The 20,288-nt window shown below is 67.6% G+C and carries 20 protein-coding genes; 8 read left to right on the plus strand and 12 right to left on the minus strand.

Annotated elements, in window-relative coordinates; all coding sequences use genetic code 11:
• Window positions 1–16: 16 nt before the first annotated feature.
• From KF796_21035 to KF796_21055, 5 genes are read right to left on the minus strand one after another with little or no spacing between them, the layout of a single operon-like run.
• Complete coding sequence (locus tag KF796_21035) at window positions 17–2,305, minus strand: type IV pili methyl-accepting chemotaxis transducer N-terminal domain-containing protein (protein MBX3589124.1); 2,289 nt, start codon at window positions 2,303–2,305, stop codon at window positions 17–19.
• A 28-nt stretch (window positions 2,306–2,333) separates the two neighbouring features.
• Window positions 2,334–2,867: a chemotaxis protein CheW gene (locus KF796_21040; GenBank protein MBX3589125.1), complete on the minus strand. Its 534-nt coding sequence runs from the start codon at window positions 2,865–2,867 to the stop codon at window positions 2,334–2,336.
• A 16-nt stretch (window positions 2,868–2,883) separates the two neighbouring features.
• Window positions 2,884–3,249 carry a response regulator gene (locus tag KF796_21045; protein MBX3589126.1) on the minus strand — a complete coding sequence of 122 codons (366 nt, stop codon included), beginning with the start codon at window positions 3,247–3,249 and terminating at the stop codon, window positions 2,884–2,886.
• On the minus strand, window positions 3,249–3,647 hold the full coding sequence (locus KF796_21050) for a response regulator (GenBank protein MBX3589127.1): 399 nt from the start codon (window positions 3,645–3,647) through the stop codon (window positions 3,249–3,251). The genes KF796_21045 and KF796_21050 overlap by 1 nt, the downstream gene beginning before the upstream one ends.
• A gap of 60 nt (window positions 3,648–3,707) precedes the next feature.
• The gene (locus KF796_21055; GenBank protein ID MBX3589128.1) at window positions 3,708–3,860 is read right to left on the minus strand and encodes a rubredoxin; all 153 of its coding nucleotides are present in this window, start codon (window positions 3,858–3,860) and stop codon (window positions 3,708–3,710) included.
• Between the two features lie 115 nt (window positions 3,861–3,975).
• Between KF796_21055 and KF796_21060 the strand changes: the two genes are divergently transcribed.
• Window positions 3,976–4,917, plus strand: coding sequence for a bifunctional hydroxymethylpyrimidine kinase/phosphomethylpyrimidine kinase (locus tag KF796_21060; protein ID MBX3589129.1), 942 nt, complete (start codon window positions 3,976–3,978; stop codon window positions 4,915–4,917).
• The gene (hemL, locus tag KF796_21065) at window positions 4,901–6,205 is read left to right on the plus strand and encodes a glutamate-1-semialdehyde 2,1-aminomutase (GenBank protein MBX3589130.1); all 1,305 of its coding nucleotides are present in this window, start codon (window positions 4,901–4,903) and stop codon (window positions 6,203–6,205) included. The genes KF796_21060 and hemL overlap by 17 nt, the downstream gene beginning before the upstream one ends.
• Window positions 6,206–6,273: 68 nt before the next feature.
• Here the strand turns inward: hemL and purH are convergent, their stop codons facing one another.
• Genes purH through dusB form a run of 3 tightly spaced genes read right to left on the minus strand, consistent with a single transcriptional unit; the run spans window position 6,274 to window position 9,134 of the window.
• On the minus strand, window positions 6,274–7,848 hold the full coding sequence (gene purH, locus KF796_21070; protein MBX3589131.1) for a bifunctional phosphoribosylaminoimidazolecarboxamide formyltransferase/IMP cyclohydrolase: 1,575 nt from the start codon (window positions 7,846–7,848) through the stop codon (window positions 6,274–6,276).
• 3 nt (window positions 7,849–7,851) lie between these two features.
• Window positions 7,852–8,088, minus strand: coding sequence for a Fis family transcriptional regulator (locus tag KF796_21075; GenBank protein MBX3589132.1), 237 nt, complete (start codon window positions 8,086–8,088; stop codon window positions 7,852–7,854).
• The gene (dusB, locus tag KF796_21080; GenBank protein ID MBX3589133.1) at window positions 8,085–9,134 is read right to left on the minus strand and encodes a tRNA dihydrouridine synthase DusB; all 1,050 of its coding nucleotides are present in this window, start codon (window positions 9,132–9,134) and stop codon (window positions 8,085–8,087) included. Before dusB ends, KF796_21075 begins: the two co-directional genes overlap by 4 nt.
• A 110-nt stretch (window positions 9,135–9,244) precedes the next feature.
• On the opposite strand from dusB, the gene KF796_21085 reads away from it, so the two are divergent.
• Window positions 9,245–9,715 (plus strand): DedA family protein, encoded by a 471-nt coding sequence (locus tag KF796_21085; protein MBX3589134.1) that lies wholly within the window; start codon window positions 9,245–9,247, stop codon window positions 9,713–9,715.
• A 97-nt stretch (window positions 9,716–9,812) separates the two neighbouring features.
• On the opposite strand, the gene ychF is transcribed toward KF796_21085, so the two are convergent.
• On the minus strand, window positions 9,813–10,904 hold the full coding sequence (ychF, locus tag KF796_21090; GenBank protein MBX3589135.1) for a redox-regulated ATPase YchF: 1,092 nt from the start codon (window positions 10,902–10,904) through the stop codon (window positions 9,813–9,815).
• Between the two features lie 64 nt (window positions 10,905–10,968).
• Between ychF and KF796_21095 the strand changes: the two genes are divergently transcribed.
• Window positions 10,969–12,789: a diguanylate cyclase gene (locus KF796_21095; GenBank protein MBX3589136.1), complete on the plus strand. Its 1,821-nt coding sequence runs from the start codon at window positions 10,969–10,971 to the stop codon at window positions 12,787–12,789.
• Here the strand turns inward: KF796_21095 and KF796_21100 are convergent.
• The gene (locus KF796_21100; GenBank protein MBX3589137.1) at window positions 12,774–13,697 is read right to left on the minus strand and encodes an MOSC N-terminal beta barrel domain-containing protein; all 924 of its coding nucleotides are present in this window, start codon (window positions 13,695–13,697) and stop codon (window positions 12,774–12,776) included. The genes KF796_21095 and KF796_21100 overlap by 16 nt on opposite strands.
• Here KF796_21100 and KF796_21105 point away from each other — a divergent pair.
• Genes KF796_21105 through KF796_21120 form a run of 4 tightly spaced genes read left to right on the plus strand, consistent with a single transcriptional unit; the run spans window position 13,696 to window position 18,539 of the window.
• On the plus strand, window positions 13,696–14,799 hold the full coding sequence (locus tag KF796_21105) for an FAD-dependent monooxygenase (protein MBX3589138.1): 1,104 nt from the start codon (window positions 13,696–13,698) through the stop codon (window positions 14,797–14,799). The two genes, KF796_21100 and KF796_21105, sit on opposite strands and share 2 nt — an antisense overlap.
• A gap of 31 nt (window positions 14,800–14,830) precedes the next feature.
• The gene (locus tag KF796_21110) at window positions 14,831–15,541 is read left to right on the plus strand and encodes a DsbC family protein (protein ID MBX3589139.1); all 711 of its coding nucleotides are present in this window, start codon (window positions 14,831–14,833) and stop codon (window positions 15,539–15,541) included.
• Between the two features lie 59 nt (window positions 15,542–15,600).
• Window positions 15,601–17,391, plus strand: a complete 1,791-nt coding sequence (locus KF796_21115; GenBank protein ID MBX3589140.1) for a M61 family metallopeptidase — start codon at window positions 15,601–15,603, stop codon at window positions 17,389–17,391.
• Window positions 17,370–18,539, plus strand: a complete 1,170-nt coding sequence (locus KF796_21120; protein MBX3589141.1) for a DUF3108 domain-containing protein — start codon at window positions 17,370–17,372, stop codon at window positions 18,537–18,539. Before KF796_21115 ends, KF796_21120 begins: the two co-directional genes overlap by 22 nt.
• Before the next feature lie 15 nt (window positions 18,540–18,554).
• Here KF796_21120 and paaF read toward each other — a convergent pair whose 3' ends face one another.
• Window positions 18,555–19,850 (minus strand): phenylacetate--CoA ligase, encoded by a 1,296-nt coding sequence (paaF, locus tag KF796_21125; protein MBX3589142.1) that lies wholly within the window; start codon window positions 19,848–19,850, stop codon window positions 18,555–18,557.
• On the minus strand, window positions 19,847–20,287 hold the full coding sequence (gene paaI, locus KF796_21130) for a hydroxyphenylacetyl-CoA thioesterase PaaI (protein MBX3589143.1): 441 nt from the start codon (window positions 20,285–20,287) through the stop codon (window positions 19,847–19,849). Before paaI ends, paaF begins: the two co-directional genes overlap by 4 nt.
• Window position 20,288: the final 1 nt, after the last annotated feature.

Genomic DNA, 20,288 nt, shown 5'->3' on the forward strand with positions numbered 1-20,288 from the left:
TGGGTCAGGCCCGAAATCAGGCGATCTTGAATCGGGACACCGACTGGCGAAGTTCCTCGGCCATCCGGGACAGTTCGCGCACCTGCTGTGCGGTGGACCGCGTGCCTTCACCCGTCTGCTCCGTCACCGCGAAAATGTGCTGGATGTTGCCGGCCACCACGTTGGCGGACTCGGCTTCCTTGGAGGCAGAGTTGGAAATCTGCTCAATCAGGTCGGCCAGTTTGCGTGACACCTGGTCAATCTCGGTCAGCGCGGTACCCGCGTTGTCGGACAGCTTGGCCCCTTCCACCACACCCTGCGTGGAGCGCTCCATGGCGGCCACCGCATCCTGGGTGTCGGTCTGAATGGCTTTCACCAGCGCCGAAATCTGGCGCGTGGCGTCTGCGGAACGTTCAGCCAGCCGCTGCACTTCTTCGGCCACCACCGAGAAGCCTCGCCCGGCTTCACCGGCTGACGCCGCCTGGATGGCGGCGTTCAGGGCCAGCACGTTCGTCTGTTCGGTAATGTCCGAGATCAGCTCGGTAATTTCACCAATCTCCTGGGACGATTCACCCAGCCGCTTGATCCGCTTGGAAGTTTCCTGAATCTGGTCGCGGATGGAGTTCATACCGCCGATGGCGTTCTGCACAGCCTGCAGGCCGGACTCTGCGGCCACCAGTGACTGACGGGCCACCTGGGCTGATTCCTGCGCCTGCCCGGACACCTGGTTGATTCGCCCTGCCATGTCGAGCACCGACTGGCCGGTTTCGCGAATTTCACGCAGCTGCTCGGTCGAGGCCGCCAGCAGCTCGGTGGACGTGCTTTCCACCTGGGCCGTCGTCTGCGCCACCTTGGTGACCGTGTTCTGCACGTTGCCCACCAGCTGCCGCAACTCTTCCACCGTGTAGTTCACCGAGTCGGCGATGGCGCCCGTGATGTCCTCGGTCACCGTGGCTTCCTGGGTCAAGTCGCCTTCGGCCACTGTCTGCAATTCGTTCATCAACCGCAAAATGGCCGCCTGGTTGGCGTCATTCACGCGCTTGGCTTCCTGCTCCTGGCCCTCGGCTTCCAGCCGCTGCTGCTCGGCAACCACCTGGCGCTTGCGGCTGTCCTGCAGCTGCACGTAAGCGAGACCCACCGCGCAAAGAATGGCGAACACGGCGGAAATAGCCAACGCGGCCAGGGCCCCGGCACCCAGGCCGGTCTGGGCCGACAGCTTGCCCTGCAGGTCTTCCAGCGAGCGGCGCAGCGGCTCGCTGTCCGCAATAATGGCCGACTGCGCTTCGCGCGCAGACACCAGGCCCTGCAGGTTGCCCAGAATGGCGCCAGCCTGGCTGCGGGTCTGTTCATACAGCTTCATCAGCGCATCAAGACGCTCGCGCGTCTGCTCATCCTTGGAGCCGGCAAGGCGCAACTCGGGGCTGCCGTCGAGCAGGCCCTGGGCAATTTCCTTGAAGGAGTTCAAGTCCTTGCCCAGCAGGAACACGGCCTCGGGCGACACGCCTTCCATCGTCAGGAATTCGTTGGCGGATTTACCAATACGCTGCGTCAACATCACCAGCTGGCCGGCGGCTGAAATCTCGGCCGGCGGCGCGTTCTGCTGGAGTTTCAGCGACGACACCGTCTCGGCAATTTCCAGCAGGTCGGACGACTGGCGGTTGATGGTGCGCAGGGCGTTGCCCACCTGCGTCAGAATTTTCTGCTGGCCCATCACGGTGCCGGCATTTTTCTCGGCGCGCTCCATCAGGGGGGTGATCTTGGTGACGTCCTCCTGCAGCTCGGCCGACACCGGCTGCAGGCGAAGCTGCTCGTCACCGGCAGCGAGGCCCCGCACCGTCCTGGCGAGCACGTCCGCGCTCTCCTTCACGTCGGGGAAGGCCTGCGCGCTGCCCACCAGCGCCTGCGACACGGACTTGGCAAGGCGCTGCGACTGCATCAGCGACTGGCCGGTACCGGCCACCTGCTGGGCGACGCGGTCGGCCTGGTTCAGCGCGACCACCGTCACCGCGCCCAGCACGCCAAGCGCCAGGGCCAGCAAAATGAACAGGATGCGCTGGTGCTGGACAATGGTGCGGCGGCCCAGGATGGGGACCGACACCAGCTCGGTGTCGTCGACCGGCGTGGGCTCGAACGGCTGCTCGTCCGCGATGCGGCTCTGCCCCGATTCATCGGGCTTGTCGTCCGCGGAGGCCATGGACACCGTGGCGCTCAGGGCGCCGGTGGCCAGGGGGTCCATCGAGCCTTCGGGCATGGCCAGACTCAGGTTGGCCTCGGATTCCGCGGGCTTCTTGGAGAAAAGTTTTTTGAGTTGATCAACGACGGACATGATGCAGCCTTCCGGGAAAACTGGAGCGCTACGAGGCGCTAATGCTCAGGAATTGAGGTTGTTGCGACAGCGCCTGCAGATTGATTTCCTGCCAGTGCGCGCCTTGGGCGTCGGTGTACCCGTTGCCAAAAAAGCCGGGAGCCCCTTCTGGGGGGGCATTCGATGCCGTGAAGGCTTCCATGTTGCGCAGGCCCGCCAGCCGGTCAATCAGCAGCGCGCAGTTGATCTCAAGCAGGGCGTTCAGCGCGACCAGACGCGACTCGGAGCGCGCCAGCTCGGTGCGGGCCGCGGGAGCGCCACCGCTCACGAAGCTGGCCAGATCGACCACGCCAAACAGCCCGCCCCGCAGATTCGCCACGCCCAGAAACCAGTTGTGGGTGTAGGGCACGGGCTGGGCGCTGGTCCACGGGAAAATCTCCCCCGACTGCGACAACGGAAACAGGTACTTCGCCCCGGCCGCTTCCACGGCCAGCCAGGAGGCGGCCACACCTTCGGTTCGGGCCGCCTGCAAACGGGTGGCCAGGCGGCTTTGAAGTTCGCGGAGTGCTTCTCGGTTGGCCATGCGTTGTGAGCGTCAATCAGCTGAGGGCTTTGATCTTGGCCATCAGCTCGTCGGCGTCCACCGGCTTGGTGATGTAGTCGCGGGCGCCCTGGCGCATGCCCCAGACCCGGTCAGTTTCCTGGTTCTTGCTGGTGCACATGATGATGGGCACATCGGCGTACAGCGGATCGCGGGTGATCGCGCGGGTCAGCTGGAAGCCGTTCTGGCCGGGCATCACCACGTCCATGAGGATCAGGTCCGGCTTTTCCTCGCCCAGGCGGCGGAAGGCGTCTTCGGCGTTTTCTGCTGTCTTGACGGCAAAGCCGTTCTTCTGCAGCAGGTCGGTCATGAACATCAATTCGGTCTTGGAATCATCCACGACCAATACCTTGTGTATCGGCATCACGCTACTCCTTGTTGAATGGCACCAAATTGCTGAACGGTCTGCAGCAACTGGTCCTTGGTGAACGGTTTGGTCAAATAGTCCTGCGAGCCGACCATGCGGCCGCGCGCCTTGTCAAAAACACCGTCCTTGGACGAGAGCATCACAACCGGCACCGAGGCGAATTTCGCGTTGCGCTTGATGATGGCGCAGGTCTGGTAGCCATCGAGACGGGGCATGAGGATATCGCAGAAGATCAGATTGGGCAGGTAATCGTTGACCTTGGCGAGCGCGTCAAAGCCATCCTCGGCAAGCATGACCTCGTGGCCGCCCTGCTTGAGGAAAATCTCGGCGCTGCGGCGGATGGTGTTGCTGTCGTCAATCACCAGGACCTTGAAGCCTGATCCATTCGTGCTCACTTGGCGCTGCTCCTCATTCTTTCAACGACGCCGGGGCGCACGTTATTGGCCGTGCGGCCCCTAAATCTGAACCATTTCAAAATCTTCCTTGCGGGCGCCGCATTCAGGGCAGGTCCAGTTCATCGGCACATCGGCCCACAGGGTTCCGGGTGCCAGTCCATGATCGGGAGCTCCGGTGGCTTCATCGTAAATCCACCCGCAGATCAGACACATCCAAGTTTTAGTTTCGGTCACAGCTTAAAGGGCCTTCGCATAGAATGCAACGATTGTATCGAGGCACTGTGACCGAGCCGCGCACAAGCCGCCGCCCCCTGCTGGATTCAGGCCTATGACAAACCCCAATTCCCCGCTTCCGCCGTCCAGCCCCCCCGGGGAAGACGATGACGACCAGGTCAATCCGGCCTGTGTGATGGTCTTCAATGCCAGCGACCCGAGCGGCGCGGGCGGCCTGGCCGGCGACGTGTCCGCCGTGGCCTCGGTCGGCGCCCACGCCCTGCCCGTGGTGACCGGCGCCTACGCCCGTGACACGGCCGAGATATTCGACCATTTCTCCTTTGACGAAGAGGCCGTGACCGAGCAGGCCCGCACCATTCTTGAAGACGTTCCGGTGCAGGTGATCAAGGTCGGGTTCGTGGGCACGCCCGAAGTGATTTCGGCCATCGCCGAGATCGCCGCCGACTACGCCGACGTACCACTGGTGGCCTACATGCCCAATCTTTCCTGGTGGAACGAAGACCAGATCGACGGCTACCTGGACGCGTTTCGCGAGCTGTTGCTGCCGCAAACCACCGTGTTGGTAGGAAACCACAGCACCCTGTGGCGCTGGCTGCTGCCGGACTGGGGCAGCGACCGCCCGCCGGGTGCGCGCGACATCGCCAAGGCTGCGTCTGAAGTAGGTGTTCCGTACACGTTGGTGACCGGCATTCCCCTGCCCGACCAGTTCGTGGACAACGTGCTGGCCACGCCACAGACCGTGCTGGGCAGCGAAAAATTCGAGCGTTTCGAGGCGGTGTTCTCGGGTGCTGGCGACACGCTGTCGGCCGCGCTGGCGGCCCTGCTGGCCAGCGGCAGCGACCTGGAGGCCGCCACCACCGAGGCCCTCAGCTACCTGGACCGCTGCCTGGACGGCGGTTTCCGGCCCGGCATGGGCAATGTGCTGCCCGACCGCCTGTTCTGGGCCCAACCCGAGACCGGGGACGAAGACGCCTCGGACGACCCCGTCGACGCCCTGCAGGGCTTTGCCCTCCCACCCCATGACACCAAGCACTGACCGCAACCTGGCCCTGTTTGAGCGCGCCCGCCAGTACATTCCCGGCGGCGTCAATTCCCCGGTGCGCGCCTTCCGCGCGGTCGGCGGCACCCCCCGTTTCGTGCAGCGCGCCCAGGGTGCATATTTCTGGGACGCCAACGACCGGCGTTATATCGACTACATCGGCTCCTGGGGCCCGATGATCCTGGGCCACGGCCACCCCGCCGTGGTTGACGCCGTGCAAAAGGCCGTGCTCGAGGGCTTTTCCTATGGCGCGCCGACCGAGCGCGAGATCGAGCTGGCCGAGGAGATCCTCGCCCTGGTGCCGTCCATGGAGATGGTGCGGCTGGTCAGCTCGGGCACCGAGGCGGCCATGAGCGCGATCCGGCTCGCGCGCGGCGCGACCCGGCGCAGCAAGCTGATCAAGTTCGAGGGCTGCTACCACGGCCACGCCGACGCCCTGCTGGTCAAGGCCGGCTCGGGCCTGGCCACCTTCGGCAACCCCACCAGCGCGGGCGTGCCACCCGAGGTGGTGCAGCACACCCTGGTGCTCGAGTACAACAACGTCGCGCAGCTCGAGGAGGCCTTTGCGGTGCACGGCGCCGACCTGGCCTGCCTGATGATCGAGCCGATTGCGGGCAACATGAATTTCGTGCGCGCCAGCCTGCCGTTCATGCAGCGCTGCCGCGAGCTGTGCACCCAGCACGGCGCGCTGCTGGTGTTTGACGAAGTCATGACCGGCTTTCGCGTCGCGCTGGGCGGCGCCCAGGCGGTCTACGCCGCGGCGCTGCCGGGCTTCAGGCCCGACCTCACGGTGATGGGCAAGGTGATCGGCGGCGGCATGCCGCTGGCCGCGTTTGGCGGGCCCCGCGCGGTCATGGAGCAACTGGCCCCGCTCGGGCCGGTCTACCAGGCCGGCACGCTGTCGGGCAACCCGGTGGCCACGGCCTGCGGCCTGGCCACGCTGCGCGAAATCCGCAAGCCGGGCTTCTTTGAAGAGCTGTCGGCGCAAACGCGCTCCCTGGTGGCCGGCCTGAGCGAGGCCGCCCAGGCCGAAGGCGTGGCCTTCAGCGCCGATTGCGAGGGCGGCATGTTCGGCTTCTTCCTGCTGGACGCGCTGCCGCAGAACTACCCGGCCGTGATGAAGAGCGATGGCGCCCGCTTCAACACCCTGTTCCATGGCCTGCTGGAGCGGGGCGTCTACATCGCGCCCGCGCTCTACGAAGCCGGCTTTATCAGCGCCGCCCACAGCGACGCCGACATTGCGCAGACCGTCGCAGCGGCCCGCGAGGTTTTCAAGTTGCTCTGAATTTCATAGCGCACCAAGGCCGCCAGTCCTGGACTCCAGGCCTTTTTCGCTTGAAACCCGGGAAAAAATCAGTGCCGGAAGTGGCGCACGCCTGAAAACACCATGGCCACGCCGCGCTCGTTGGCCGCGTCAATGACCTCAGAATCGCGCATGCTGCCACCGGGCTGGATCACGCAGGTCGCGCCCGCATCGACCACCACATCGAGCCCGTCGCGGAACGGGAAGAACGCGTCGCTGGCCACCACCGTGCCCTGCAATGACAAGCCGGCGTGACCGGCCTTGATGCTGGCGATGCGCGCGGAGTCGAGCCGGCTCATCTGGCCCGCGCCCACGCCCATGGTCATGCCGCCCTGGCAGAACACGATGGCATTGGACTTCACGTACTTGGCCACCTTCCAGGCAAACAGCAGGTCCTGCAATTGCTGCGGCGTCGGCGCCTTCTGCGTGACCACCTTGAGGTCGGCCAGCGTGAGCTCGTGGTTGTCGGCGGTCTGCATCAGCAGGCCCGAGCCCACGCGCTTGACGTCCATGAGGTTGCGGCCGTTGTCCCAGTCGGTCGCGCCGCCCGGCGGCAGGTCGATCTGCAGGATGCGCACATTGGCCTTGGCCTTGAACACCTCCAGCGCCTCCGATGTGAAGGCCGGCGCCATCAGCACCTCGACAAACTGCTTGCTGATGGCCTGCGCGGCCGGGCCGTCCAGCGTGCGGTTCAGCGCGATGATGCCGCCAAACGCCGAGGTCGGGTCGGTCTTGAAGGCCTTGCTGTAGGCCTCCAGCGCATCGGCGCCCACGGCCACGCCGCAGGGGTTGGCGTGCTTGACGATGACGCAGGCAGCCGAGTCGGTGAAGCTCTTCACGCATTCCCAGGCCGCGTCGGCATCGGCGATGTTGTTGTAGCTCAGCTCCTTGCCCTGCAGCTGTTTGGCCGTGACCAGCGAACCGGGCGCCGGGTACAGGTCGCGGTAGAAGGCCGCCTGCTGGTGCGGGTTCTCGCCGTAGCGCAGGTCCTGCAGCTTGATGAAGCGGCCATTGGCCTGGCCCGGGAACAGCGAGTGGCTGCCATCGTCCTGGATGCGCGAGAGGTAGTCGCTGATGGCGCCGTCGTAGTTGCTGATGCGGTTGAAGGCGGCCACGGCCAGCGCAAATTTCGTCTTCTCGCCGATCCGGCCGCCCGCCTTGAGCTCGTCGACCACGCCCGCGTACTGCGAGGCGTCGGTCAGCACCGCCACGTCCTTCCAGTTCTTGGCCGCGCTGCGCACCATGGCCGGGCCGCCGATGTCGATGTTCTCGATCGCGTCCTCCAGCGTGCAGCCGGCCCGGGCCACCGTGGCCTCGAACGGGTAGAGGTTGACCACCAGCAGGTCGATGGTGTCGATGCCATGCTCGCGCAGCGCCGCCATGTGGGCCGGCACATCACGCCGGGCCAGCAGGCCGCCATGCACCTTGGGGTGCAGCGTCTTGACGCGGCCGTCCAGCATTTCGGGGAAGCCGGTGACCTCGGCCACCTCGGTCACGGGCAGGCCCTGCTCGGCCAGCAATTTGGCCGTGCCGCCGGTGGAGATGAGCTTGACCCCCAGGCCATGCAGCGCCTGGGCGAGTTCAATGATGCCGGTCTTGTCGGAAACGGAAATGAGTGCGTTCATGGGTTATTTCAAAAGCTTGTGTTCAACGAGTTTCTTGCGCAGCGTGTTGCGGTTCAGGCCCAGCCATTCGGCGGCTTTGGACTGGTTGTTGTCGGCCTTGATCATCACCACCTCCAGCAGCGGCTTCTCGACCACCTTGACCATCATGTCGTACAGGCCGTCGGGCTCCGTGCCGCGCAGGTCCTTGAAATAGCCCTCCAGGCTGATGCGAACGCATTCCTCGATCTGTTTCTTGCTCATGCGGTTGCTTCCACCTCTTGCTCGGTGCCCAGGCCGGCACCGCCTGTGCCGGCCGGCATGCGGTCCATCGCCTGGCCCAGGCCGTCCAGGTAATCGGCCACGGCCTGCCATTGGGCGTCACGGTCTTCCAGCAGGTTCATGCGGGCGCGGAACGCGGCGCCGCCGGGCAGCTCGCGCACGTACCAGCCAATGTGCTTGCGCGCGCTGCGCACGCCGGTGAAATCGCCATACAGCGCGTAATGGTCCAGCAGGTGATCCAGCAGGACGCGCCGCACCTCGGCCACCAGCGGCGGCGCGAGCTCGGTGCCCGTGGCCAGAAAGTGCGCGATCTCGCGAAAAATCCACGGCCGCCCCTGGGCCGCGCGGCCGATCATCACGGCGTCGGCGCCGGTCAGCGCCAGCACCTCGCGCGCCTTTTGCGGCGTGGTGATGTCGCCGTTGGCCACCACGGGGATGCGCACCGCGGCCTTGACCGCGGCAATCGTTTCATATTCGGCCTGGCCGCTGTAGCCCTGCTCGCGCGTGCGGCCATGCACCGTGAGCATCTGCACGCCCGCGTCCTCGAACAGGCGCGCCAGCGCCACGGCGTTGCGGTGCGCCTGGCACCAGCCGGTGCGCATCTTGAGCGTGACCGGCACGCCGCGCGGCGCGCACGCGTCCACCACGGCCTGCACGATGCCCAGCGCCAGCGTTTCGTCCTGCATCAGGGCCGAGCCGGCCCACTTGTTGCAGACCTTCTTGGCCGGGCAGCCCATGTTGATGTCGATGATCTGCGCGCCGCGGTCGATGTTGTACAGCGCCGCCTCGGCCATCATGGGCGCGTCGGTGCCCGCGATCTGCACGGCGATCGGCCCGGGCTCGCCCGCGTGGTCGGCCCGGCGCGAGGTCTTGAGGCTGTTCCACAGCTCGCGCCGCGACGTCACCATCTCGCTGACCGCATAGCCCGCACCCAGCGCCTTGCACAGCTGGCGGAACGGCCGGTCGGTCACGCCTGCCATGGGCGCCACGAACAGATTGTTCGCGAGGGTGTGGGGACCGATGTTCATGGAGACGGGATGCAGCTGCTGAAAAATGAGGCACGATTGTAGCTGCCCAAAATTTCAGCAATTGAAATGCGCGCGGCACCCGCCAGGCACCTGCCTATACTGCCCCACCCATGGAAGCCTGGCTCGAATCACTGCTCACGCTGCTCGCGCTTCCCCGCTACGGGCTGAGCACGCTGTTCGTGGTGTCCTTCGTCTCCGCCACCCTGCTGCCGCTGGGCTCCGAGCCCGCGCTGTACGGGCTGGTGCGCCTGAACCCGGACCTGTTCTGGCCGGCCATTGCCGTGGCCACGGCGGGCAACACCCTGGGGGGCGCGGTGGACTGGTGGCTGGGCTATGGCACGCACCGGGCGGTGGACCGGTGGGGTCATTCCGCCAGCCACGTGCGCGCGCTGGGCTGGCTGGAGCGGCTCGGCCCCCGGGCCTGCCTGCTGGCCTGGCTGCCCGTGGTCGGCGACCCGCTGTGCGCGGTGGCCGGCTGGCTCAAGCTGCCGTTCTGGCCCTGCGTGGGCTACATGCTGATCGGCAAGTTCCTGCGCTACCTGGTGATGACGGTGGCGCTGCTGACCATGTGGCCGGTTTGAGCCAGTGATTCAAACCGGGAATGCGTGGATCCGGCTACGCCGGTCCGCCGCATTGCCCCCCAGTGGGGGAGGCGCGCACAGCGCGCTTCGGGGGGTGTCAAACATTGAACAGGAAATTCATCACATCGCCATCCTTGACGATGTACTCCTTGCCTTCGCTGCGCATCTTGCCCGCGTCCTTGGCGCCCTGCTCGCCCTTGAAGGTGATGAAGTCGTCAAAGGCAATGGTCTGGGCGCGGATGTAGCCGCGCTCGAAGTCGGTGTGGATCACCCCCGCGGCCTGCGGGCCGGTGGCGCCAATGGCCACGGTCCAGGCACGCACTTCCTTGACGCCGGCCGTGAAGTAGGTCTGCAGGCCCAGCAGCTTGAAGGCCGCGCGGATCAGGCGGTTCAGGCCCGGCTCGTCCTGGCCGATCTCGGCCAGGAACATCTGCTTGTCCTCGTCGCTCATGTCGGCCATCTCGGCTTCCATCTTGGCGCAGATCGCCACCACGGGCGCGTTCTGCGCCGCGGCGTACTCGCGCAGGCGGTCCAGGTAGGGGTTGTTGTCAAAGCCGTCCTCGGCCACGTTGCCGACAAACATCGCGGGCTTGGCCGTGATCAGGCACAGCGGCTTGACCAGGGGCAGGTCTTCCTTGCTGAATTCCAGCGCGCGCACCGGCGTGCCCTGGTTCAGCGCCGCCTGGCATTTCTCGAGGATGGCGACGATCTTGGCCGCCTCCTTGTCGCCCGAGCGCGCGGTCTTGGTGTGGCGGTGCAGCGCCTTCTCCACCGTGGTCAGGTCGGCCAGGCAGAGTTCGGTCTGGATCACCTCGATGTCGGAGATCGGATCGACCTTGCCGGCCACGTGGATCACGTTCTCGTCGTCGAAGCAGCGCACCACGTTGACGGTGGCATCGGTCTCGCGGATGTGCGCCAGAAACTGGTTGCCCAGGCCCTCGCCCTTGCTCGCGCCCGCCACCAGGCCGGCGATGTCGACAAACTCCACGATGGCCGGCACGATGCGCTCGGGCTGCACGATCTGCGCCAGCTGGCCCAGCCTCGGGTCGGGCAGTTCCACAATGCCCACGTTGGGTTCAATGGTGCAGAAGGGGTAGTTTTCCGCGGCAATCCCCGCCTTGGTCAAGGCGTTGAACAAGGTGGATTTCCCTACATTGGGCAGGCCTACAATGCCGCACTTCAAGCTCATGACAGTTCCCGAAAATCAAGCCCGAAAGTGTATGCGATGCGTCGCAGCGGCGGCTTGGCGGGCCATGGCACTGCTGTTCGCGCTCGCCGTGGCGTGCATGGCACCGGCCCGCGCCGCCGCGCCGGTGCAGCAGGTGCCGGTGGTGATGCTGGACGCCGCCGGCGCAGCCAGCATCGACGCTGAAACCCGGGGCCTGTTCTGGCTGGACAGCCAGGGCAGCGCCACCATCGACCAGGTGGCCCTGACGGCCCCGGCGCGTTTCCAGCCGATGCGCGCCGACGTGATCTACACGCCCGGAGAGACCGGTGCCCTGTGGCTGTACTACCGGCTCGAGCGCGAGCGCACGCAGCGCCAGAACTGGCTGATCGAGTTCCCCATTCCGGTGCTGGACCTCGCCACGGTCTACCAGAAGGACGCGCGCGGCCAGTGGCAGTCGCAGACCGCGGGCGACACGCTGGCCGTGGACGCCTGGCCCGAACCCGGGCGCTACCCCTTCTTCCGGCTGGACCTGCCGCCGGGCCAGCCGCGCGACGTGTTTGTGCGCATTCGCCATACCACGCCGATCAGCCTGCCGGTGGTGCTCAGCGCCCAGTCCGCGCATGACCAGCGCATCCAGATCGAGTACATGGGGCTGGGCATGGCCTTTGGCGCGCTGACCCTGCTGATTGCGGCCTGCATCGCCCAGGCCCGGGTCTACCGGGACCGGGTCTATGCCTGGTATTCGGCCTACGCGGCCATCATGACGCTGGCGGTGGCGGCCTACACCGGGGTGGGCGGGCACCTGCTGTGGAGCGGCTACGGCTACTGGACCGATGCCTCGCAGGGCTTCCTGGCGCTGCTGGCCGGCGGCGCGGCCCTGCTGTTTGTGCGGCACCTCACGGGCATCTCGGCCCGCTTCCGCTGGCTGGACCGCGCGGTGCGCTGGGCCGGCTGGGCCGGCCTGGTTCTGGCGGCGCTGTTCCTGGTCGTCAGCAAGCCCGTCGGCCTGATGATGGTGGGCGGCTACGTGGCGCTGGCCGCCATCACCAACACCTGGATCGCCTGGCTCGCCTGGCGCCGCGGCGACGTGGTCGGGCTGTGGGTGCTGGCCGCCTATGTGCCGCTGACCCTGTCGGTGCTGCTGGCCGTGCTGCGGCTGTTTGGCCTGCTGCCGATCTCCTTCGGCACGCAGTACGCGGTGGTGCTGGGCAGCGCGCTGGAGGTGCCGCTGCTGCTGGTGGCCCTGAGCATCCGCTCGCGCGAACGCCATGGCGCCCACATCCGCGAGCTTGCGCTGTCCAGCCAGGATGCGCTGACCGGGCTGCTGGCCGCCCACCTGTTCCATGACCGGCTGCGCCAGGTGGTTGCCCGCTACCGGCGCGACCAGCAGAACGCGGCCGTGATCTTCATCGACCTGGTGAACTACCAGCGCATCAAGAGCTTCCACGGCAGCGCCGTGGCCGAGCAGAGCCTGCTGCGCAGCGTGATCAAGCTGCGCCGGCTGCTGCGCGATGTGGACACCGTGAGCCGCGTCGGCGAAGCCCGGTTCGGCCTGATCCTGGAAGGCGTCAACTCACGCGCCGCGGTGACCGACCGGGCCGCCCGCCTGATCGCGGCCGGCCTGATGCCGCTGAAGGGCCTCAAGCCTGAAGTGACGCTGCAGTTTCATATCGGCTCCGCGCTGCTGAGCGAGCGCCTGATGGATGCGCCCGCGCTGGCCAGCGCGCTGTCGGACCTGCTGGGCAGCATGTCGTCACGCACCCGGCGGCCCATCCGCTTCCTCGAACCCGAAGCCACGCAGCGCATGCCGCTGGCCATGTCGTCGCTGTACGACGGCGAGGGCGATGACGACAGCCAGCTGCCGCGCCCCGGCACCGACCCGCACCCGGCTCAGTCGAACGCGTAGTCGGCGCGCACCGTCTGCCCGACGCGCAGCACCTGCCCCACCCCCTGCAACGCGATGGCATTCATGCCAAAAGTCACGGCCCCTTTCAGGCGCGGCTCCTGCCGGTAGGCCTGCAGCGTGTCGCTGACCTCGGGGCTGCTCAGGGCCGTGGCCGGGTCGATGTTGGGGATCGGGCAGCGCGCGCAGGGCTTGACCGGCTTCAGCTCCACCAGCCCCTCCCCGGCCTCGATGAGCAGGGTCTGCACGCGGTCCTCGTCGTGGGCCTCGAGATCGGCCAGCACCACATTGGGCCGGAACCGCTCCATGCCCACCGGCGCATGCCCGCCCGCCTCCAGGCGTTGGTTCAGCCCGGCCAGCGAGGCCTCGCTGGTCACCAGCACCGGGTAGCCGTCCGAGAACTGGTTGAGCGCCTGCACGCCCGCGGTCCAGTCCAGGCTGGACACGCGGCGAAAGTCGGGGTCAAACCGCACCAGCCGCAGCTTTTGCCCCAGAAAGTCCGAAAACCATTGGGCCGCCACATCGCCCATGTCCCAGGCGTCCACCACGTCGTTCCAGACCCGCACCCGGGCCGGCTTCTCGACGGCGTCCAGCGCCACATGCAGGGCCAGCATGCCGGGCGCGCGCAACACCATGTCGTCCGAGCGCAACTTGGGCTGGACCAGGGCCATGCGCGGCAGCTCGCGCTGGGTGACGAATTCACCGGCCTCGTCCACCACCATCCAGGTCCGGTCAAATTCCAGGCCGGTCTCGGTCAGCACCGCCTCACGCAATTCAATGCCCGCGCAGGACTTGACCGGGTAAACAAACAGGCGGGCAATGCGGGCGGTGATATCGGCGGTTTCGGCACTCACGGGGCTTCCTTGAACGGGCAGGACGCGATTGTGCCCGCCTCCTACAATCCCCTGCATGGCACCTCCCATTGACGTCTGCATCCGCGGCGCCGGCATCGTCGGCAGCACGCTGGCGCTGCTGCTGGCCCGCGAACGCCTGCGCGTGGGCCTGGTGCGGGCGCCCGCGCCCGAAAGCGCGGGCGGCGACGTCCGGGCCTATGCGCTGAACGCCGCCTCCAGGAACCTGCTGGAGTCGCTGCGCGCCTGGCCCGACGCGGCCCACGCGACCCCGGTGCAGGGCATGCAGGTGCAGGGCGACGACGGCGGCCTGGTCACCTTCAGCGCCGCGGCCCAGGCCGTGCCCGCGCTGGCCTGGGTGGTGGACGTGCCGGCGCTGCAGGAGCGGCTGGCCGAGGCCGTGCGCTACCAGCCGCTGGTGGAGGTGCTCACCGAACCACGCCGCGCCGCGCTCACGGTGGTGTGCGAGGGCCGCGCCAGTGCCACGCGGGCCGAATTTGGCGTCGGTTTCAGCGTCACGCCCTATGGCCAGCGCGGCATCGCGGCCCGCGTGGAATGTGACAAACCGCACGGGCAGATCGCCCGGCAGTGGTTTTCGGGGGGGGAAATCCTCGCTTTCCTGCCTTTGTCACAACCGTCCGGGAACTCCGTGGCCGTTGTCTGGTCAGTGCAGGAGGATCGTGCGGCCGGGTTGCTCGCCCTGGACCCCGAGGCATTTGCCCGTGAACTGGAGGCCGCCAGCGGCGGTGCGCTCGGAAAGCTCTCGCTGCTCAGCGAACGCGCCGCCTGGCCACTGCAACTGGCGCGGGCTGACCGCTGGAGCGGCGCCGGCTGGGCCCTGGCGGGCGACGCGGCGCACCTGGTGCACCCGCTGGCCGGCCAGGGGCTGAATCTGGGGCTGGGCGATGCGCAGGCGCTGGCCGGGGTGCTGCACGAACGCGAATACTGGCGCGGCGTGGGCGACGCCCGGCTGCTGCGGCGCTACGAAAGGGCGCGCCAGGCCGATGTGCGGCTGATGGGCGCCACGACCGACGGACTGCAGCAGCTGTTTGCCCATGACGATGGTGTGCGGCAGGCGCTGCGCAACTGGGGCATGAAGGGTTTTGAACGCAGCGGGCCCCTGAAACAATGGGTGGCGCGCCGCGCGATGGGGTTGAATTGAAATGAACGCAGCAATGCAAAACGGAAAAACCATGAACATGATCAAGACCGGGCTGTGCGCCGCCGTGCTGGCCACCTGTGCGGGCGCTTTCGCGCAGGAAGCCACCATCCGCAAGAACCTGGGCGAGCGCGTGCCGCAACTGCAGGCGATTGACGAAGTCATCAAGAGCCCCATGCCCGGCCTCTATGAAGTGCGCGTGGGCACCGAGATCCTCTACACCGACGTGGAGGGCAACTTCCTGATCCAGGGCAGCCTGATCGACACCAAGCAGCGCCGCAACCTGACCGAGGAGCGCGTCGAGAAGCTCACCGCCATCAGTTTCGACAGCCTGCCGCTGAAGGACGCGTTCACCATCGTGCGTGGCGACGGCAAGCGCAAGCTGGCCGTGTTCGAAGACCCCAACTGCGGCTACTGCAAGCGCTTCGAGCGCGACCTGCAGAAGGTCAACAACGTGACCATCCACATGTTCCTGTACCCGATCCTGAGCCAGGACTCGGCCGAGAAGTCGCGCCACATCTGGTGCACCAAGGACCGCGCCAAGGCCTGGCAGGACCACATGGTGCGCGACGCCGCCGTGACGCCGGCCGCCGCCTGCGATGCCAGCGCCGTGGCCCGCAACATCGAGTTTGGCAAGAAGTACAAGATCACGGGCACGCCCACGCTGATCTTTGCCGACGGCTCGCGCGTGCCCGGTGCCATCAATTCACAGCAGGTCGAAAAATTCCTCGCCGACGCCAAGTGATCGGGCGCTGAAACGGCCCTGCGGCGGCCGTGCCGGGAAGCCTTGCGTATAGTCCCCGCATGGCCTCCCGCAAACCCCTCTCCCCGCCCGCTGGCGTCCACTACCGGGTGGAAGCCGCCGACCTGCATGCCCACCTCTTTCGCGTCACCCTGAGCATCGCGCAGCCCGCGCCGCAGCAGCGCGTGTCCCTGCCAGTCTGGATTCCCGGCAGCTACCTGGTGCGCGAGTTCTCCAAGAACCTGCAGAAGCTGCAGGCCCACCAGGGCGGGCGCAGCCGGCCCGTGCAGCAACTGGACAAATGCAGCTGGCAGATCGAGGCCACGCCCGGCGAGCCGCTGACGCTGAGCTACGAGGTCTATGCCTTCGACCCCTCGGTGCGCACCGCCTGGCTGGACAGCCAGCGCGGGTTTTTCAACAGCACCAGCCTGTGCCTGCGCGTGGAAGGCCAGTGCGACCGCCCCCATGCGCTGGAGCTTGCCAGCACCACCGCGCAGCGCGGCTGGCAGGTGGCCACGGGCCTCACACCGCACAAGGTCAATGCCAGCGGCTTCGGCACCTGGCTGGCGGCCGACTACGACGAGCTGGCCGACTGCCCGGTCGAGATGGGCCGCTTCTGGCGCGGCGAGTTCATGGCCGGCGGCGTGCTGCACCAGTTCGTGGTGGCCGGGGCCGCTGCCTCGTTTGACAGCGACCGCCTGCTTGCCGACACGCAGAAGATCTGCGAGACGGCGCTGCGCTTGTGGCATGCGCGGCCCGGCAGCAACCGGCTGGCAACGCGCCCGCCCATGCGCAGCTACCTGTTCATGCTCAACGTGGTGGACGACAACTACGGCGGGCTTGAACACCGCAACAGCACGGCCCTGATCGCCTCGCGCAAGGACCTGCCCCGCGTGGGCGAGCCGCGCCAGACCGACGGCTACACCACGCTGCTGGGCCTGATCAGCCACGAGTACTTCCACACCTGGAACGTCAAGCGGCTGCGCCCCGCCGAGTTCGCGCGCTACGACTACACGCAGGAGAACTACACCCGGCTGCTGTGGTTCTTCGAGGGCTTCACCAGCTACTACGACGACCTGCTGCTGCGCCGCGCGGGCCTGATCGACGACGCCGCCTACCTCAAGCTGCTCAACAAGACGCTCAACCAGGTGGCGCAGACGCCGGGGCGCGAGGTGCAGTCGGTGGCGCAGGCCAGCTTCGACGCCTGGGTCAAGTACTACCGCCAGGACGAAAACACCGCCAACGCCACCGTGAGCTACTACACCAAGGGCGCGCTGGTGGCGCTGTGCCTGGACCTCACGCTGCGCCGCGAGGGCCAGGCCACGCTCGATGACGTGATGCGCGCGCTGTGGCGGCGCTGCCAGGCCGGGCCCATGGCCGAGGCCGACCTGGCCGCCGTGCTGCAGGAACTGGGCGGGCGCCCCTACACCCGCGAGCTGGCGCAGTGGGTGCACGGCACGCGCGAGCTGCCGCTGCGCGAACTGCTCGAGGGCTGTGGCGTGGCGGTGCATGACGACCCCGCGCAGCTGGCCCAGCGGCTGGGCCTGCGCGCCACCGAAACCAGTGGCAACGTGCAGGTCAAGACCGTGCTGCGCGGCGGCGCGGCTGAGCAGGCCGGCCTGGCCGCCGGCGACGAGTGGCTGGGCGTGGAGGCCGGCGGCCAGGCCTGGCGCCTGGGCCGGCTCGACGAGCTGCCGCTGTACGCAGGGGCCCACAAGGCCGTGACCGCGCTGATCGCCCGCGACAAACGCCTGCTGCGCCTGCGGCTCACCGCGCCCGCCTCCAGCACCACCTGGCGGCTCGCCCTGCGCGATGCCGCGCAGGTTCGCCCGTGGCTCGGCGCGCAAGGCTGATCGCCCTGCTGCTGGCGGTGCTGGCAGGCCACGGCATCGCGCTGGACTGGCTGGCCCGCCACTGGCGGCAAAGCGCGGTGCTGCGGCCCATGACCGCACCGCTGCTCACACGCCTGATCACCCCCACCGCGCCCGCGGCACCGGTGCCCGCCCGGGTTTTGAAGCCAAAAGGGCCTGGAGTCCAGACGGGGCGGCCACTGTCTGCTATGACTTCAGTAGCAAAACAGGCCACCCCCACGCAGGTGGCCGAGGCCGAACCACCGCCTTTGCCGCCCTCTGCACCTGCGGCTCCACCCGCCACTGCGCCTGCTCCCGCGCAGGTGCAGGCCCAAACGCCCGCGGCGCCTGAGCCGCCCGCGCCGCCACCCCCTCCCCTTGCATTGCCCGAGCCCCCCATGGCCGCCGCGCCCTCCGTGTCGGCCACCACGGCGCTTGCCGCAAAAGCCGGGCCCGCCGCCCAGCCCCCCGGCGCCCCGCCCATGCCGGCATCGCCGCCCGCTGATCCGCTGGCCAGCTGGCCCGCCGACACGCGGCTGAGCTACCAGCTGCGCGGCTGGTTCCGCGGCGAGCTGTATGGCGACGCCCGCGTGCAGTGGCAGCGCGAGGCCGACCGCTACCAGGTGCGCGTGGAGATCGACATCGGCCCGTTCGCCAGCCTGGCCATGACCAGCCAGGGCGTGGTCCTGGCCGACGGGCTGCGCCCCGGGGCCTACGAGGAACAGCGCCGCGGCAAGTCGCGCGTGGTGCGGCTGGGCGAGCGCGAGCTGACGCTGGAAGGCGGGCGCCGCGTGCCGCGCCCGGCCGGTGTGCAGGACACGGCCAGCCAGTTCGTCGATTTGAGCCACCGCTTTGCCAGCGGCCTGGAGCCGCTGGAAGTTGGCCGCGCCATCAGCTTCTGGATGGCCCGCCCCGGCGGGCTGGACCTGTGGACCTACGACATCACCGAGCGCGTCACGCTGCAAACACCCAAGCTGGGGCCGGTTGAGGCCCTGCACCTGGTGCCGCGACCCACGGCGCAGCCGCGCGGCAACATCACGGCCGAGATGTGGTTTGCGCCCAGCCTGCAGTACCTGCCGGTGCGCATCCGCATCAACCAGGGCAGCGAGATCTGGCTGGACCTGTTGGTCGAGAAGATCGAGCAGAGGTAGCCCGGGCGAGCGAGGTCACTTCTTGCGCTGGTCGACCACGCGCTTGGCCTTGCCCAGGCTGCGCTCGACGCCGCCCTCGGCGCGCAGCTCGATCTTTGCGCTGGTGCCGATGTAGGTCTTGATCTCGTGCTGCAGGGCCTGCGCCGCCATGCGCGCGGCCGATGAGTCGGGCAGCGTGCCATGGCGTGTTTCGACCACCACGGTGAGCTCGTCCATCGGTCCTTCGCGGGTCAGCACGCACTGGTAGTGCGGCGCGAGTTCGGGGCGCTTGAGGATCAGCTCCTCGATCTGCGTGGGGAACACGTTGACGCCGCGCACGATCATCATGTCGTCGCTGCGGCCGGTGATTTTTTCCATGCGGCGCATGGTGCGGGCCGTGCCCGGCAGCAGGCGCGTGAGATCGCGCGTGCGGTAGCGGATGATGGGCAGCGCCTCCTTGGTCAGGCTGGTGAACACCAGCTCGCCCAGTTCGCCATCGGCCACGGGCTCGCCGGTCTCGGAGTTGATGATCTCGGGGTAGAAATGGTCTTCCCAGATGGTGGGGCCGTCCTTGGTCTCCACGCACTCGTTGGCCACGCCCGGGCCCATGACCTCGCTCAGGCCGTAGATGTCCACCGCGTCCATGCCCATGCGCTGCTCGATGGCCACGCGCATGTCGTTGGTCCAGGGCTCGGCGCCGAAGATGCCCAGGCGCAGGCTGGATTCGGCCGGATTCAGGCCCTGGCGCTCGAACTCGTCGGCAATGGCCAGCATGTAGCTGGGCGTGACCATGATGATGTCGGGCTTGAAGTCGGCGATCAGCTGCACCTGCCGTTCGGTCTGGCCACCGCCAAAGGGCACCACCGTGAGGCCGAGCTTTTCGGCGCCGTAATGCGCGCCCAGCCCGCCCGTGAACAGGCCGTAGCCATAGCTCACGTGCACCAGGTCGCCCGGCCGGGCGCCGCTGGCGCGGATGCTGCGCGCCATCACCTGCGACCAGGTGTCGATGTCCTTGAGGGTGTAGCCCACCACCGTGGGCTTGCCCGTGGTGCCGCTGGACGCGTGGATGCGCGCGCACTGCTCGCGCGGCACCGCAAACATGCCAAAGGGGTAGCTGTCGCGCAGGTCCTTCTTGGTCGTGAAGGGGAACTTCGCCAGATCGGCCAGCGTGCGGCAGTCGTCGGGGTGCACGCCGGCCGCGTCGAACTTGGCCCGGTACACGGGCGAGTTCGCGTAGGCATGGCGCAGCGTGGCGCGCAGGCGCTTGAGCTGCAGGCCGCGCAGCTCGTCGATGCTGGCCTTTTCAATCGGTTCCAGTGCAAAACGCTTCATGCTGCCGCCCCTTCGGGAATCACCGTGCCCTGGATGCTCGCGCTCTTGCCGCGGAACATCGCCACCACTTCGCCGCGCTGGTTGCTGACCTTCATGTCGTAGATGCCGTGGCGGCCAGAAAGGGTCTGCTCCACGCCCTCGCAGGTGAGCACGTCACCGAGTTGCCCGGGCCGCAGGAATTCGATGCTGCAGCCCGCCGCCACCGTGACCTTGTTGTGGCTGTTGCAGGCAAAGGCAAAGGTGGAATCGGCCAGCGTGAAGATGAAGCCGCCGTGGCAGATCCGGTGGCCGTTCAGGTGCAGCTCGCGCACGGTCATGCGCAGCGTGGCGCGGCCCGGCGTGCAGCTGAGCAGTTCCATGCCCATGGTGTCTTTGGAGGCCGTGTCCACGGCAAACATGGTTTCGCCCACCTGGCGGGCCAGCGCGTTCGCGTCCATG

Origin of the sequence: Ramlibacter sp., from assembly GCA_019635435.1 — a bacterium.
Classification (GTDB): domain Bacteria; phylum Pseudomonadota; class Gammaproteobacteria; order Burkholderiales; family Burkholderiaceae_C; genus JAHBZM01.